General features: G+C 66.2%; 16 protein-coding genes. 9 read left to right on the top strand and 7 right to left on the bottom strand.

Annotated elements, in window-relative coordinates:
* Positions 1-135 precede the first annotated feature (135 nt).
* Entirely contained in the window at positions 136-555 is a 420-nt protein-coding gene (gene dksA / locus RQI43_RS08475; RefSeq protein ID WP_056424729.1) for an RNA polymerase-binding protein DksA, read from the top strand.
* A gap of 204 nt (positions 556-759) precedes the next feature.
* Complete coding sequence (locus RQI43_RS08470) at positions 760-936, top strand: hypothetical protein (RefSeq protein ID WP_200919058.1); 177 nt, start codon at positions 760-762, stop codon at positions 934-936.
* A gap of 15 nt (positions 937-951) precedes the next feature.
* Here the strand turns inward: RQI43_RS08470 and flgH are convergent, their stop codons facing one another.
* From flgH to flgF, 4 genes are all read right to left on the bottom strand, one after another.
* Complete coding sequence (flgH, locus tag RQI43_RS08465) at positions 952-1,719, bottom strand: flagellar basal body L-ring protein FlgH (RefSeq protein WP_056424727.1); 768 nt, start codon at positions 1,717-1,719, stop codon at positions 952-954.
* 37 nt (positions 1,720-1,756) lie between these two features.
* On the bottom strand, positions 1,757-2,806 hold the full coding sequence (gene flgA / locus RQI43_RS08460; protein WP_311274871.1) for a flagellar basal body P-ring formation chaperone FlgA: 1,050 nt from the start codon (positions 2,804-2,806) through the stop codon (positions 1,757-1,759).
* A gap of 75 nt (positions 2,807-2,881) precedes the next feature.
* Positions 2,882-3,673: a flagellar basal-body rod protein FlgG gene (gene flgG / locus RQI43_RS08455; RefSeq protein WP_056424719.1), complete on the bottom strand. Its 792-nt coding sequence runs from the start codon at positions 3,671-3,673 to the stop codon at positions 2,882-2,884.
* 12 nt (positions 3,674-3,685) lie between these two features.
* Positions 3,686-4,426: a flagellar basal-body rod protein FlgF gene (gene flgF, locus RQI43_RS08450; RefSeq protein WP_056424716.1), complete on the bottom strand. Its 741-nt coding sequence runs from the start codon at positions 4,424-4,426 to the stop codon at positions 3,686-3,688.
* A gap of 272 nt (positions 4,427-4,698) precedes the next feature.
* Here flgF and fliL point away from each other — a divergent pair, with 272 nt between their 5' ends.
* The 6 genes from fliL to RQI43_RS08420 all read left to right on the top strand — a co-directional run bounded on the left by fliL (position 4,699) and on the right by RQI43_RS08420 (position 9,066).
* On the top strand, positions 4,699-5,199 hold the full coding sequence (fliL, locus tag RQI43_RS08445; protein WP_311274870.1) for a flagellar basal body-associated protein FliL: 501 nt from the start codon (positions 4,699-4,701) through the stop codon (positions 5,197-5,199).
* A 27-nt stretch (positions 5,200-5,226) separates the two neighbouring features.
* A complete protein-coding gene (gene fliM, locus RQI43_RS08440) occupies positions 5,227-6,444 on the top strand; it encodes a flagellar motor switch protein FliM (protein ID WP_056424709.1) in 1,218 nt (405 codons plus the stop codon).
* A 7-nt stretch (positions 6,445-6,451) separates the two neighbouring features.
* The gene (locus tag RQI43_RS08435; protein ID WP_056424706.1) at positions 6,452-6,982 is read left to right on the top strand and encodes a DUF6468 domain-containing protein; all 531 of its coding nucleotides are present in this window, start codon (positions 6,452-6,454) and stop codon (positions 6,980-6,982) included.
* Positions 6,979-7,830, top strand: coding sequence for a hypothetical protein (locus RQI43_RS08430; protein ID WP_311274869.1), 852 nt, complete (start codon positions 6,979-6,981; stop codon positions 7,828-7,830). Before RQI43_RS08435 ends, RQI43_RS08430 begins: the two co-directional genes overlap by 4 nt.
* Before the next feature lie 175 nt (positions 7,831-8,005).
* On the top strand, positions 8,006-8,644 hold the full coding sequence (locus RQI43_RS08425; protein WP_311274983.1) for an invasion associated locus B family protein: 639 nt from the start codon (positions 8,006-8,008) through the stop codon (positions 8,642-8,644).
* Positions 8,645-8,691: 47 nt separating this feature from the next.
* Positions 8,692-9,066, top strand: a complete 375-nt coding sequence (locus RQI43_RS08420; RefSeq protein WP_056424699.1) for a hypothetical protein — start codon at positions 8,692-8,694, stop codon at positions 9,064-9,066.
* 96 nt (positions 9,067-9,162) lie between these two features.
* Here RQI43_RS08420 and RQI43_RS08415 read toward each other — a convergent pair whose 3' ends face one another.
* Both RQI43_RS08415 and RQI43_RS08410 read right to left on the bottom strand, forming a co-directional pair.
* Positions 9,163-9,375 (bottom strand): hypothetical protein, encoded by a 213-nt coding sequence (locus RQI43_RS08415; RefSeq protein ID WP_056424696.1) that lies wholly within the window; start codon positions 9,373-9,375, stop codon positions 9,163-9,165.
* Between the two features lie 204 nt (positions 9,376-9,579).
* A complete protein-coding gene (locus RQI43_RS08410) occupies positions 9,580-10,023 on the bottom strand; it encodes a DMT family transporter (protein ID WP_056424691.1) in 444 nt (147 codons plus the stop codon).
* 977 nt (positions 10,024-11,000) lie between these two features.
* Here RQI43_RS08410 and RQI43_RS08405 point away from each other — a divergent pair.
* Positions 11,001-14,345 carry a hypothetical protein gene (locus RQI43_RS08405; protein ID WP_311274868.1) on the top strand — a complete coding sequence of 1,115 codons (3,345 nt, stop codon included), beginning with the start codon at positions 11,001-11,003 and terminating at the stop codon, positions 14,343-14,345.
* A 23-nt stretch (positions 14,346-14,368) separates the two neighbouring features.
* On the opposite strand, the gene RQI43_RS08400 is transcribed toward RQI43_RS08405, so the two are convergent.
* The gene (locus RQI43_RS08400) at positions 14,369-15,472 is read right to left on the bottom strand and encodes an alkene reductase (protein WP_311274867.1); all 1,104 of its coding nucleotides are present in this window, start codon (positions 15,470-15,472) and stop codon (positions 14,369-14,371) included.
* Between the last annotated feature and the right edge of the window lie 103 nt (positions 15,473-15,575).

The following is a 15,575-nucleotide window of genomic DNA, read 5'->3' as shown; positions in this document are numbered from 1 at the left end:
TGTCGCATGGTATACGCATCATGAAATCAGATGAGGTTCGGGACGTCGGGTGCGTTGTAGTGTGGGGCGCCCTCAAGTATAGGCACGCGAAACATCGCCGCGTACCGGCTGTGACGGACTTGCGAAGGGGCGAGGATGGCGACAGTCAAGATCGAAGACGGATATGTTCCGTCTGAGAACGAGCCGTTCATGAACGATCGGCAGCGTGAGTATTTCCGCCGCAAGCTGGTGGGTTGGAAGGCCGATATCCTGCGCGAGGCTCAGGATACACTCGTCGCACTTCAGACCGAGAACGAGAACCATCCCGATCTCGCCGATCGCGCGTCGTCCGAAACCGATAGGGCCATCGAGTTGCGGGCGCGGGATCGGCAGCGCAAGCTCACCGGCAAGATCGACGCGGCGCTCGCCCGTCTCGAGGACGGAAGCTACGGATTTTGCGAGGAAACCGGCGAGCCGATCTCGTTGAAGCGGCTCGATGCCCGGCCCATCGCCACCCTGTCCCTGGAAGCGCAGGAGCGCCACGAGCGGCGCGAGCGCGTCTATCGGGACGAGTAGCACCGAACCTCACGTCATCAACCGGCTCTGTCGGGGATGGCATCGGTGATCAAGCATTGCGGATACCGGAGCCCGAGCTTTCGATCCGATGATCGGGGCCCGATATCCGGCGTAAGCTTGGCAGGGCATTGATTTTCAGCGCCGGAACCTTCGCGCTCATCTCGTGATTACTGATACGACTTCGCGTCGATCAAGGATCCCGAAATGGACAATGAAGTTCTGATCCTGGTGCTTGCGCTCGCCACCTTCGCTCTCGTGATCGGGGTGGCGATGTGGCAGCGCCGCCGTGTCGCCGCGCTCAAGAAAGATCCCGAACGCTCCGCCTTCGTCGACAATCACGGTACCGCTCCGCGCCCGAACCGGCCCGGCACCGACCATTGACCGGCCTCTTCCGGCTTAGAACGGAAGCAGGATGTCGACGAGCTGCTGGCCGTAACGGGGCTGCTGCACATCGGTGATCTGACCGCGACCGCCGTAGGCGATGCGGGCCTGGGCGATCTTCGAGGAATCGATCGTATTGTCGGATTCGATGTCCTCCGGCCGGACCACGCCGGCGACGATGAGTTCGCGCACCTCGAAATTGATGCGGATTTCCTGCTTGCCCTCCACGACGAGGTTGCCGTTGGGCAGGACCTGGTTGACGATCGCCGCGATGTTGGTCGTCACCGTCTCGTTGCGCTGGACCGACCCCGAACCATCGCTCGATGAGGTCGATGTCCCGGCAATCAGCTTGTCCGGGCTGATCCCGGCGGCGGCGACGGCGGCGCTGCTCTCCAGGCCGAAAGCGTTGGGAAGGCCCATTCCTTCCGCATTGGAGCGGGAGCGCTTCGTCTCGTTGTTCAGGTTGGCGCGGTCGGTGACGTTCACCTTGATCGTCACGAGATCGCCGATCCGGGCGGCGCGCTGATCCTTGAAGAAGGCACGCGATCCCGTCCGCCACAGGGAGTTCGGTGCGTAGGAGACCGGCTGGACGTCCGGCATCGGCAGGCGCACCGGGCGGTAGCCCGGCTGCGAAGTCGGGTCCTCGATGGCCGAGAGCGTAGGCGTGGCGCCGACCTGCGACAGCCGATCGACCGTATTGCAAGCGCCAAGGGCCGACGAGACCAGCACGGCAGCGGCAAGCGAGAGCGGCTTGAAGGTGAGGCGGGTGGTGCGGTTGGTCATGGGAGCCAGCTTTTTTCCTAGAGGCGATCGGGTGGGATCAGCGGGCGGCGTCGAACGCCGCGCTGGCCTGGCGGCCGAGGCTGGCGGGCGAGCTGACCGAGACGCGGCCGGGGCCGATCACGGTGGCGGCGAGGGATTTCTTGGAGACGGGATTGGTGACGGTGATCGCGGCACCGAGGCGGCCGTTCTCGTTGGCCTGGCCGCGCAGGGAGAGGTTGAGGCCGGGGGCATCGAACACGATGGTCACGGCCTCGCCACGCTGGACCATATCCGCCGGTGCGACGTCGCCGGATCGAAGAATGGAGCCGGCACTCAGGCTGCGCTGTGCGACCTGGCCGATGGAGACGACCGACCCGGCCTGGGCGTCGGGGGGCGTCGCCTCCCGGGGGCGGCGCTCGATGGTGACGTCGGCGGCGCTCACCGTGTCGCCGCGATTGAGCGTGCGGGAGAGAATCTGGACCTCGCGGATTTCCTGCACGAGTCCGGCGACGCGCAGGGATGCCTGACGTTCACCTAGGGTGATGAGGGCGGCGACCCGCTTCAGGCGCGGATCGTAGGTGACGTCGAGGGCCGTCGCCTGTCCGTCGAGATCGAGGGGGGCGAGGAGAACGGTGTTCTCTCCATCGATGCGGATCGCGAGGTTGCGTGGATCGAGCCCGTAGGACGTCTCCAGCACGCGCTTGATCGCGGCCTCGATCTCGGTCGGGCCCACGCGCCGAGCGGCGCGCTGGACCGAGACCTGAGCCCGCCCGCCCGTCTCGATCTCGCCGAGCCCGAGGGGCGCGATCGCGTCGGCGATGCGGCGAGCCTGGATCGTGCCGGACGCCCCGAGCGCCGGCGCGTGGAACAGCGCGCGCTGAGCGAGATCTGCCGGCGCACCTTCCACGAGATCACCGAGGGTCAGGATGTCGCCGCGCGCCGTGACGTCGCCGCGGAGGCGGAGCCGCTGGCCGTTGTTCTCCGCGAGAACCTGCACGGTCATGAAGCAGAGGGCCGCCAGGGCGAAGAGGGCGCGCACCACGATGCCGGGGGTGAGCGTGGCGGCGCGCCGTGACTCGGCGGCGGGGATCTGTCTCAGGGCGTACATGGCATGACGCTTTCGGAGGCGGGGTAAAATGGAAGGACGAGGCCGGGACGTCAGGGGAGTGAGGCGCCCGCACCGTCAGGCGCGGAACATCTGCGACGTTGTCGAGAGCATCTGGTCGGCCGCCGTGACGACCTTCGAGTTCATCTCGTAGGCGCGCTGCGCGGCGATCAGGGACGAGATCTCGTTGACGGCGTTCACGTTCGCCTCTTCGAGGTAGCTCTGCTGCAGGTTGCCGAAGCCCTCGGCGCCCGGCAGGCCGTTGATGGGGGGGCCGGAGGCGGCGGTTTCGACGAATAGGTTGTCGCCGATGGATTCGAGGCCGACCTTGTTGACGAAGCGGGAGAGCTGGAACTGGCCGAGATTCTGCGGCGCGGTCTGACCCGGCACCGTGGCCTGGATCGAACCCTGCGCGCTGATCGTCACGCTGGTCGCATTGTTGGGGACGGTGATCCCCGGATCGACGAGGTAGCCGTCGCGGGTCACCAGCTGTCCCTGTGCGGAGAGGTCGAACGAGCCGTCGCGGGTGAAGGCGATGCGGCCATCGGGCATCGTGACCCGGAACAGACCCTCGCCGCGGATGGCGACGTCGTATTCCTTCTCCGTGGATGCCAGCGGACCCTGCGACATCGTCCGGGCGGTGGAGGTCGTCTTGACGCCCGAGCCGATGGCGAGGCCGGCGGGAAGCTGGGTATTCTGGTCCGAGGTCGACGAACCGGCCCGGCGCAGGTTCTGGTAGAGCAGATCCTGGAAATGGGCGGTCTGGCGCTTGTAGCCGGTGGTCCGCAGGTTCGCGATGTTGTTCGAGATGACCTGGACGTTGAGTTCCTGGGCCGCCATGCCGGTGGCGGCAGCGTAGAGGGCGCGCATCGCCTGGGTTCCTTACGCGACGTCGGCGAGGCGGCGGATCGCCGTGCCCCGCAATTCGTCCAGGCGCGAGATCACGCCCGAGACCATGGTGTAGGTGCGGTTCACGTCCATCAGCCGGGTCATCTCGATGACGGGCTTGACGTTGGAGCGTTCGAGGGCACCCGATTCGAGGCGGCCGTTCACACCGGCGGCCACCGGGGCTGCCTGGGACGAATAGAGGTTGGCGCCCTCGTTGGTCAGGGCCTGCGGGTTGGGGAAAGTCACCATCCGCACGCGACCACGGATGCCGAGATTGGTGGAGACCGTTCCGTCCGGACCGATGGCGATGCCGGTTTCCTGGGGGTTGATCTGGATCGGCCCACCCTCGCCCTGGACGGCATAGCCGTCGCTGGTGACGAGGTTGCCCTGAGGGTCGGTCTCGAACGCACCGTTGCGGGTGTAGCGGTCGCCGGTCGGAGTGCGGACCACGAGGAACGCCTCACCGCGCACGGCCACATGCAGAGGATTGCCGGTCTGCTCGATCGGCCCCTGGGCGAGGTCGAGGGCCGTGCCCTGGTCGATGACGTAGGAGACGCGCCGATCCTGCCGCTGGAACGAGTCGGCGCTCGCGACCGGCATCAGGTATTCCTGGAACCGTGAGCTGCGGCCCTTGAAGCCCGTGGTGGAGACGTTCGCCATGTTGTTGGCGATCACGTCGAGTTCACGCTGCAGGGCGACCTGACTGGAGACTCCGACAAACAGCGCGTTCTGCATGGATCGAAAGGCCTTGGGCTGCGGCGACGTTAATCATGTCCGCACGGCCCGTGCCATCCGCCGAAAAATGGATTTGATGAACAGTTTCAGATGCTTGGTGCGAGTCCGGCTTGCTCCCGTTCGCTGATCTTCCTCTCCCCACGGCAAGAACCGCCCGGCAGAATTTGCCTCCTTAACGAGGTGTTAACCGTAGCCACAGATATATCCCTCCAAGGGGTCGCGGGCACACATCGCCGAACGCACCCTGAGACGAGATCCGAAGGGGGCGCGCCATGGCCAAGAAGCCGACGAAGACCCCTTCCGCCGACGGGGAAGACGCCGAAGGCGAAGCCCCGAAGGGTGGAAAGAAGAAGATCATCATCATCGGTGCGGCCGTGCTGCTGCTGGCCGGCGGTGGTAGTGGATATTTTATGATGAAGAAGAAGGGCGGCGACGATCACGCCGCCGTCGAGGTGAAGAAGCCCCTCGTCTTCCTCGACGTGCGCGAGATGACGATCAACCTCGCCAACGACCCCGGCCAGGAAAAGCCGCGCGTGGCCAAGGTCAAGGTGTCCCTCGAACTGAAGGACGCCAAGGTAGAGAATGAGGTCAAGCCGCTGATGCCGCGCATCGAGGACACGTTCCAAGTCTACATGCGTGAGCTGCGCGCCAGCGATCTCGCCGGCTCGGCTGGCCTCTACCGGCTCCGCGAGGAATTGCTGCGGCGCGTCAATGTCGCGATCCATCCGGCACGGGCCGAGGCCGTGCTCTTCAAGGACGTGATCGTCCAGTAATCCCCCTCAACCGGTATCGAGACGGTCATGGCAGGTCCCGAAGACGAGCTCGAAGAGGACGATTGGGCAGCCGCCCTGATCGCGCAGAACGCCGAAGGCGGCGAAACCTCGCTCGCCGACGAGTGGGGCGCCGCTCTCGCCGAGCAGGGCACGAGCACGCATGCCAGCGACGTCGCCGCCGAATGGGCGACGATGATCGAGGACGGGGAGACCGACAATCTCCCCGAACTCGCCGGCAACGACCGCATCCTGAACCAGGACGAGATCGACGGCGTCCTCGGCTTCTCCTTGCGCGAATTGTCGGCATCGGGCGCCGGCGGTGTCCGCGCCATCGTGGATTCGGGCGTCGTCCAGTACGAACGCCTGCCGATGCTGGAAATCGTCTTCGACCGGATGATCCGGTTGTTGTCGACCAGCCTGCGCAACTTCTTCCAGGACAACGTCGAGGTGACCCTCGACAACATCACCTCGGTCCGCTTCGGCGATTATCTCAACGCCATTCCGCTGCCGACCCTGCTCGGGGTGTTCCGGGCCGATGCCTGGGAGAATTCCGGCCTCGTCACGGTGGAATCGAACCTCGCCTACTCGACCCTCGACCTGCTGCTGGGCGGCAAGCGCGGCGGCTCGGCGACCCGGCTCGACGGGCGTCCGTTCACGACCATCGAGATGCAGCTGGTGCGGCGCCTCGTGGAGATCATCCTCAGCGATCTCGAACTCTCGTTCCAGCCCCTCTCCCCGGTGCGCTTCGGCATCGACCGGATCGAGACCAACCCGCGCTTCGCCACGATCACCCGGCCGGCCAACGCCGCCATCCTGATCACCCTGAAGCTCGACATGGACGGCCGCGGCGGCCAGCTCCAGATCCTGTTCCCCTACGCCACGATCGAGCCCATCCGTGAACTGCTCATGCAGAGCTTCATGGGCGAGAAGCTCGGCCGCGATCATGTCTGGGAGAGCCACCTCGCCACCGAGATCTGGCAGGCCGACGCGACGATGGATGCGGTCCTCCACGAGATGATGCTGCCGCTGAAGAAGGTGCTGTCGCTCAAGGTCGGCGACACGCTGATGTTCGATACCAAGCCCACGGACCTGATCTCCGTGCGCTGTGGCGACTGGGCCCTGACGCAGGGGCGCATCGGGCGGGTCGACGACAACATCTCGGTGCAGCTCACGCGGCCGCTGCGGCGCTCACGCACCACGTTCCAGGCCTTCGAGGCTTCCATCAACAACCGCAACGACGGGTGACCGCGCCATGAGCCTCCTCGTCACCCTCGCAGCCGACATCCTCGTTGCCGTGCTGCTCGTCGCCAGCATCGTTTCGTCGGTGAGCTTGAGCCGGCGCATCACCCGGATGAAGGCCGATGAAGCGGCCCTGCGCCAGACGATCGGCGATCTCGTGGTGGCGAGTTCCACCGCCGAGCGGGCGATCATCGGCTTGCGCGCCACCCTCGACGAATGCGACCGCACCCTGGCCGACCGTCTCGGCACGGCGGAGCGCTATGCCGCCGATCTCTCCGCCCATGTCCAGGCCGGCCAGACCGTGATCGCCCGCATCTCGGCCATCGTCGCGCATTCCCAGCCGTCGCAGTTAGCCGCGGTGCCGCCCGTCGAAATCCGCCCCTCCGACATCCGCCCGACAGAGCTCCGCGCCAGCCGAACCCAGCCCGAGCAGGCGCCGGTCGCGGCATCGAGCCCTAACGGTGAGCGTCTCGGAGCCGCCGCCGCCGCCGCGCTCGCCATGTCCGAGCGCGCCCTTGGACGCCTGCGGAGCCGCGCCGCATGAAGAAGTCCGGCTTCCTCGTCCGCGCGGGGCAGAACCACCTCGGAAAGCTGCGGCCGGGCCGTAAAGGTCCCGGCCAGGTTCGGCCCTACAAGCTGCGCCTCATCGATGCAGTGACGATGGCGGCCGTCGGACTGCTCGTGCTCAAGCTCGGCGCCATCGTCGTCGACGACATGGGGCCGAGCGCGGCCTCGGCGGGCGGGCAATTGCCGGACTTCGCCAGGGTCCTCGCCAAGGCGCGGACCAATTACGAACTGGCCGACCCGCAGACCACGGGTTCGGTGACACCGAAAGAGCCGGAGAAGCCGGCGGCCGAGCCGGAGCCGCCTGCTCCACGGCCACCGCCGCCCGCGGAGCCGATGCCGGCCAGCGAGCGCGCCATCCTCGAAAAATTGTCTGCCCGGCGCGACGCGCTCAAGCAGCGTGACGAGACCCTGAGCCTGCGGGAGCAGATGCTCGGCACCGCCGAACGCAAGCTCGAAGAGGGCGTGAAGGATCTCAAACGCAACGAAGAGAGGCCCGATGGGGCCGGCGCCCAACAGGCCGAGGCCGAGAGGGCGGCCCTGAAGAACATCGTCACGATGTACGAGACGATGAAGCCGAAGGATGCCGCCCGCGTCTTCGACCGTCTTGCCCTCGACGTGCTGGTACCCATCGTCCTGGCGATGAACCCGCGTAAGATGGCCGACGTCCTGGCCCTGATGCAATCGGAGCCCGCCGAGAAGCTGACCGTGGCCCTGGCCAACCGCGCGCGTGGCCAGACACCGACGCAGCAGCCCGTCGTCATGGGCCTCGGCCCCAACGAATTGCCGGCCATCGACCAGGGCACCGGCCCGGACAAGCGGCGCTGAACCCGGCGGGTAGATCAGGCAAGGCGAACGGGTCGGATTGCCGGTGGGCGACAAATCGCGATGCCAACCGGTGCATTGCGCTCGGAGGCAGGGAGGGCTAGGCGGCAGGCGTGACTTCGTTCGAACGCCGGATGCCCGCTTGATGCGTTGGAGACATGTTTTATCCTTGGTCGGCATGATCTCGCTTGCCGCGATCGGGGATGCCTGGAACGCCGCTTACGCCCAGGAGGCCGCGCCGGAGCAGGACGCACCGGCCGCCGAGTCGACGCCGAAGCCCAAACCCAAGCCGAAACCCAAGCCCGCACCGAAACCGGCCGCTGCCGCCACAGCCGCGCCTGCGCCCATCGCCCCCGCCAAGGCGACGTGGCCGGAAGGAGCCAGCGCGCTGAGCGAGAGCTACGGCGATTGGAGCATCAATTGTTCCCGCGAGAATCAGGCGACGATCTGCTCGGTGGTCCAGGCCCAGGGATCGAAGCGCGACAATCGCCGCGAATTCGCCATCGAGCTCAAGCCGCCGGCGAACGACCGCACCGATGGACTGATCCTGATGCCGTTCGGGTTCCAGATCGAGGCGGGGTTGAGTTTCAAGATCGACGAGGCGGTCCTCGGCAAGGGCGCCCCCTATTACACCTGCAGTTCCGAAGGGTGCCTCGTCCCGGTGAGCCTGCCCACCCTCGCCACCGACACGATGAAGACCGCGAAGAACCTGCTCATTCTCGCACCGAAGCAGGACGCCACCGAACCCACGACGATCACCGTGCCGCTCAACGGCTTCGGTGCCGCCCTCGCCCGGGCCAGCGCGCTCTCGCACTGACGGCAAACAGTCAGGCGATGCGACAGATAGGTAGGAAAACGCCACCCATGAAGCAGATCTTGCTCGCCTCGCTCCTGTTCGGAAGCCTGACGCTCCCGCTCGCCGCACAGCCCGCCCCGGATGCGCCAGCGCCCCCGGACACCAAGGAAGAGCGCCAGAAGAACACCGCCGCCAAGCTCGCTGGGCTGTTGCAGTTCGTCTCGGCGTCCTGCCCCGAGGCGAAACCGAATTACGAGACCTTCAAGACGGTGGTGCGGAGCCTCGGTCTCGAGCCCGATGCCTTGGCGGGCGGCGAACTCATTCTGCGCGTGAAGGCCTATGCCGACGTCTATTCGCAGGACGTTCCGGCCAACTGCGCCAAGGCGCTGGAGAATTTCGGCGCGAACGGCAAAACCCTTCCGGGCCTCGTCGTGAAGCAGTGACCGGATCGGGTATCAGCCCGATCCGCTTGTACAGACCGTCGATCCGGGACCGTCGTCGGTCCCGGATGGGTCAAAATTCGGCCGTCGGCATACGTGTCAGGGTTTGGACGTCGCCCTGATCGACGCATCCGGGCAGTTCGGCAGGATTGCCTTGCCGACCTTGTTGTCCGGATCGCAGGCGGGAACGGCGGGGGCTCCGCCATTCTCGGCCCTTTCCGTGCGAAGCGATTCGAAATTCCAAACGCCGACCCAGATCACCGCAAGGATCGCAGCCAGACCCAGCAGCACCATGGGCATGAGGCGACGCATCAGCGAGGCGCCGTCTGCTGGACGGGCGCGGTATGTGCCGTGTCTCCGTTTCGGACGAACGCATATAGAATTCCTGCCGCAAGTAGGGCGAAGACGGCGATCAGAACGGGAAAGTAGCGGTGCATCGGTGTTCCTGAGGACGAAATGTGAGAGTGACCGGCCCGGCGGGAGACGGGCGGCGCTGTAAGGGTTCGGCCCGATGGGCTAGGAGCTTGCCACCAGGGCTACGCCTCCGATCATCAGTAGGCCGCCGACGATGCGCCACAGGGTCGCCGGATGGCGTTCGAAGCCGACCCATCCGAAATGATCGAGCATGATCGAAGCGACGACGCCCGCCGTCACGAGCATGCCGAGGAAGGGAGCCGCCCCGATCTGACGCGCCACCATAAGCTGCGCGACAACGATGCCGCCGCCCAGCACTCCGCCGAACCATGCCCACCAGGGGGCCTCGAGGACCTGAGCCGTGGTCGGCAGCGTGAGCTTGCCCGATGCAAGCCCTACGAGAAGCACGCAAGTGGCCGTTCCCGCTGCCACGACGAGGCCCGCACTCAGCGAGCCGCCGAAGCTTTTCGCCAATGCACCGTTCTGTCCCGCCTGCACAGCGTTCGCGACGCCAGCGAGCAGTACGAGGCCGTACAAATACCACATCGGTTACCGAACCCATCGATAGCCTGCGTCATCTAGGGCGGTAACGCGCCGGGGAGGTGCGACATCTGCGCAGTCGCCGTCTTTCCGGGATGATTCCGGTGCCGTGAAGCGTCTAACCCATACCCTCGGCCCCGAGGGGGATATGACGACTTCGCCCCGTCTGGCCTATGCCGGGCGGGGCTTTTACTATCGCGATCTCCGTTGTCCAGTATGGATATTTCCGCTCGCTCCCGCGTTACCTCCGGGCATTCGCAGGAGCACCTATGAAGACCTTAGCCATCACATTCTGTGCGCTCGCCGTTTCCTCTCTCGCGCTCGCTCAGATGACGACGTCCGCCGATGCGCGCTCGCGCTACTCGAAGCGCGGCCTTGGCACCCCCAGCATGTCGAACAATACTGGTGGCCGCAGCGGTCGCGATAGCTCGGCGGCGGGCGGCAATTCCAGCCAGCCTTCACGCCGGTCCGGGGGCGGAAGCGCTGGCGGTGGCAGCGGCGGAAACGGCGGTCTGTAAGGCCCATCATCGACCGGATCTGTCCCGTCCGCCCTGGGCAACGCCGACATATGCTCGAGCGTCAGGGTAGCCCAGCTTCGAAAGCCGGGGAGATGTTTGGGGTCGATGTGGTAAATGTGGGATCTCACATGATATGAAGGATCATTCCTCCCAAGGAATGTCCTTCTGAACACTGCCCCGCTTGGCGAAAGCCGAGTGGGGCTTTTTGTTTGTTCGGAGGGCGAGATAGCGCGGATCCGACGATAGCGCGCTTCGAAAGAATGCACCCGCCAGTATCGCTCGAGCGACGCGCAGTTTTGAGACAGCGCGCCAGGCGGCCGTTAGGCGGGCGTTAGCCTCGAAGGGGGAGAGTCACCGACGGTGTATCGTTTCGCGGCGGCTTGTCTTCGGCTCTCCGCGCAACCGGGTGTGGCGTAAACTGCAATGGGAATGGGGGCCGGAATCGCGAGACGTCGGCGCCACCTCATGGCCGGCTTCATGGCGACCTCGATCGTGGCGGGGACGTTCGTCTGGGCCAGCGAGGCGGAAGCCGCGCGGCTCCTGACGGTGAAGGCCAATCAGGTCGGGCGCTACGCCCGAATCGCCATGACCTTCAATTCGGCGGTTCCGGTGAAGGCCAGGATGTCCGGCCTCGTCCTCCTGGTGAATTTCGGCGAGCCCACCACTCCCGCGCCGGAAAAGATCGTCAGCGATATTCCCGAATTCGTCTCGATGGTGCGGCGGGACCCTGACGGGACCGGCATGCGTATCGCCTTGCAGAAGCCGTATCGCCTGAACGTCCAGGCGGCGGGCGAGCACGTCTTCATCGATCTACTACCTGAGGATTGGTCCGGGCTTCCCCCTCCCCTGCCACCGGAGATCGTGGCCGACCTCGTCCGCCGGGCGCAATTGGCAGAAGCCGCCATGAAGGCGGCCACGCCCATCGTGGAACCGAGGCGACTCGCCCTCGAACTCTCGCGTCTCCCGACGCTGACGCGCCTCAGCTTGCGGCTCCCGCCGGATACGGTCGCTCGCTTCGACGAGACCGGATCGGGAACACGGCTGACGATTCCCGGGGCCTGGCGCATCGATGACGGCGCTCCCCGCGGACGGACGAAGCCTGCCATCGAGGCTCTGACGGTCGAGAACGACGCGGACGGCGCCCGTCTCATGGTGAGTCCCGCCGCCGGCTACGAGATCCGGACCGGACGGGACGATGACGGCGTCACGCTGGATATTCTCCGCAAAGCTGTGCCATCGGACGCCAAGGCCGTGCCCGTCGATGGCAAACCCTCCCCTGACAGTAAGTCCTCCACCGACGGCAAGGCCGCGGATGCGAAGGCCGAACCTGCGTCGAAACCCGCCTCGCCGCTCACCGCGACGATGCAGAAGCAGGCGGGTGCCCCGCAGGTGACGGCCCCGCAGAGAACCATCATCCTGCGGCCAGCCGGCCCAGGCTTCGCCTTCCCGTTCAGCCGACAGCCGGCGGCGGCTTTGTTCGAACGCGCAGGCATCGCTACCCTCGTCTTCGAGACCGCCGAAACCGTCGTCGTGCCCGCTGGCGATCCGGTCTTCGAGACCGTCAGCCAGCCCCGGCGGCAGGGTGCCTTCATCGTTCTGAGTTTCAGGGTTCCCCGCGAGCGCCTTCTCGATCTCGTTCCGATTGGCGATGCCGACGCACCGACCGGGTGGGAACTCGTCGCCGGTGAGAATCTGTCGGCAAGCGAACCGCTTTCGGCGATCCGCAACCCGGAAGCCAGCGGCCGGATCGGCATCGGTATACGCCTGCCGCATCCGGGCGGAGCGACATGGATCGAGCGGAACGGCGAGCGGATCGGTGTCGTGACCGGTTATGGGCCCAAGCCCGCCGGGATCCCCAAACGCCAGGCGTTCGTGGATTTCGAGCTGCTGCCCAGTCGTCAGGGCGTCGCCGTCCTTGCGAAAGCCGATGACCTGCTGGTGCGGCCGGATATGGACGGCGTCGTGATCGGCCGCGAGGGCGGCATGTCGGTTTCCGGCGTCGCGCGTCCTGCCGAGCCGGCCCTCACCGCCGTGAGCGATCTCGCCATAGAGCGCACGCCCTGGGATGCGGCGAGGAGCGGCAATATCGGCGAGAACCTGCGCCAGCAACTGAACGACGTGGTGGATGCCCCACGGCCGGCGCGTGGACCGCTGCGACTGATCCTCGCGAGGGGTATGCTCGCCAACGGGCTCGACGTGGAAGCCCTCGGTGTCCTTCAGGTGGCGGCCAGCGAAGATCCGGTTCTGGCCGGACAACGCGAACTCGCCATCCTCACCGCCGTGGCAAACATCCAGATGGCGCGCTACGCCGATGCGCGAAAGGCGCTGGAGAACGAGTTCCTCCGGGCGGACCCGGAAGCACGGCTTTGGAAAGGCTACCTCGATGCGATGGCGGGTCGTTGGCCGGCCGCCGATACAGCCTTTCGCGATACGGCCGGCATCATCGAGCGCTATCCTGACGACTTGCAGGGACTGCTTCGCGCGGCGGCAGCGGAGGCTGCCATCGAGAACGGCGACTGGGCCGCTGCGGGTCGGCAGATCACGACGGCGCTGGCGCGCGCGGCGGATCGCTCCGTCACCGACAGGCTCGCCTTCCTGCGCGCACGCATCGACGAGGTGACGGGTCAGACCAGTGCTGCCCTCGACACCTACACGCGGCTCTCGGATACGGCGGACCGGCCCATCGCGGCGGTGGCGACCCTTCGCGCCGCGATCCTGGCCCATGCCCTCGACAAGATGCCGGTGGCTGAGGCGATCGAGCGGCTGGAAACCCTCCTCCTCACCTGGCATGGCGACGAGATCGAGCAGAGGACGATCGCAGCGCTCGCCAAGCTCAACATGGAAGCCGGGCGCTGGCGGCAGGCCTTTGCCGCGTCACGCAAGGCGGATGCGCTGGCGCCGGGATCGCCGATCAGCCGTGAACTCCACGACAGCGCTCAGGAATTGTTCGATGACCTCTTCCTGACGGAGAAGGGCGCGAAGATGTCCGGCGTGGAGGCGCTGGCGCTGTATTTCGACTTCAAGGATTTCGCCCCGATCGGCCGCCGTGGCGACGAGATCGTGCGCCGCCTCGCGGACAAGCTGGTCGAACTCGATCTCCTCGATTCAGCCGGTGAACTTCTCCAACATCAGGTCGATCACCGGCTGTCCGGGCCGGCCCGCGCCAGCGTCGCTGCGCGGCTGGCGACCATCAGGATGATGGACGAGAAGCCCCTTCAGGCGCTTCAGGTCATCGACGCCACATACCAGCCCGAACTTCCCGAGGATCTGCGCCGCGCCCGCGCCCTCATCCGCGCCCGCGCCCTGTCCGACCTGTCACGCACGGATCTGGCATTGGAGACCATCGAAGCGGAGTCAGGCCCCGACGCGGACCGGCTGCGTGCCGACATTCTCTGGGTTGGTCGCCGCTGGCGCGAGGCCGGCGAGGCGCATGAGGCCATGGTCGGCGAGGCATGGCGCATGCGCAAACCTCTCGACGATGCCATGCGCTCCGACATCATCCGCGCCGCCATTGCCTACGGCTTGTCGAACGAGGTGCTCGGGCTCGAGCGCCTGCGGGCGAAATTCGCCGGCCCCATGGCCGACAGCATGGACGCGCGCACCTTCGCCTTGCTCACCCAGCCGAATGCCGTGCGGAGCCAGGCCTTCCGGGATATCGCGCAGAAAGCCACCAAAGCGGATACGCTGCAGGCCTTCCTCAAAGAGTATCGTAAGCGCTACCCGGAAGTGTCCGTGCCCCAACCGGCCAACGCCGATGGCGCGCAGGTCGAGGCCAAGGCCAGCGAGCCCCCGCCCTCACCGAAGGGCTGAGGCCCGCCTTTCGGGACAAAGCCTCAGCGCCGGAACGCGACGGGGCCGTTCATGCCCGGCCAATCGGAATAGCCGTTGGCTCCCCCTCCATACCAATAGGCTTTTGGTGCTTCTGCCAGCGGCGCGCCGATGCGGAGACGCTCCACGAGATCGGGGTTGGCGATATAGGGCCGGCCGAAGCTGAAGAGGTCCGCTCTCCCTTCGGCGAGATCTTTTTCGGCAAGTTCGAGCGTGTATTGGTTGTTGCCGATATAGGCGCCCTGGAAACGCTCGCGGATCTGCCCGAAATCGACCTCGTCCGGCACGTCGCGGGTCTGTTGTGTCACGCCCTCGATCGTGTGGACGTAGAGCAGATCGAACGCGTTCAGCGCGTCGATATAGGCGCCGAACGTTCCCTTCGGATCGCTGTCGAGGGGCGTCTTGCCCGGCTCCGTGGTGGCGGGCGAAAGACGGATGCCGACGCGCTTGCCGCCCCAGACCTCCGTGACCGCCTTCACCACGGCGAGGGGAAAGCGCAGGCGGTTCTCGATGGAGCCGCCATACTGGTCGGTCCGCTTGTTGGTGGAATCGCGCACGAATTGTTCGAGCAGGTAATTGTTGGCCGAATGGATCTCGACACCGTCGAACCCTGCGCGCTTCGCATTCTCGGCGGCCTTGCGATAATCCTCGACGATGCCCGGGATCTCGTCCGTCTCTAGCGCACGGGGCGTCTCATGCGGCTTCATGCCGGATTTGGTGAAAGCCATACCCTCGGGCTTCAGGGCCGAGGGCGCCACCGGCGACTGGCCGTTCGGCTGCACGTCGGGATGCGAGATGCGCCCCGTATGCCAGAGCTGCAGGAAGATGCGGCCCTCGTTGGCGTGAACCGCCGCAGTGACGGGCTTCCATCCCTCCACCTGCGCATCGGTCCAGATGCCCGGCGTCAGGGCGTAGCCGACCGCCTGGGGCGAGATGTTGGTCGCCTCCGAGATGATGAGACCGGCATTGGCCCGCTGGGCGTAGTAATCGACCGCGAAATCCGGGGGGATGCCCTCGTCGGAGGACCGGCTCCGGGTCAACGGAGCCATGACGACGCGGTTCTTGAGGGTGAGGTCGCCGAGGGTGAAGGGTTCGAGGATCGGGCTCATGAGGGGCAAGAATCCTTGGGCAAGACGTCGGCGGAAGGCGGTGGCGCCCTCCGGTGCCGACCTCACCCGATCTGCCCGAACCATCCCGACCCGTCCGTGGGCG

This window comes from Methylobacterium sp. WCS2018Hpa-22 (genome assembly GCF_031843785.1).
Taxonomy (GTDB): domain Bacteria; phylum Pseudomonadota; class Alphaproteobacteria; order Rhizobiales; family Beijerinckiaceae; genus Methylobacterium.
This window is presented reverse-complemented; position numbering and strand designations above follow the sequence as displayed.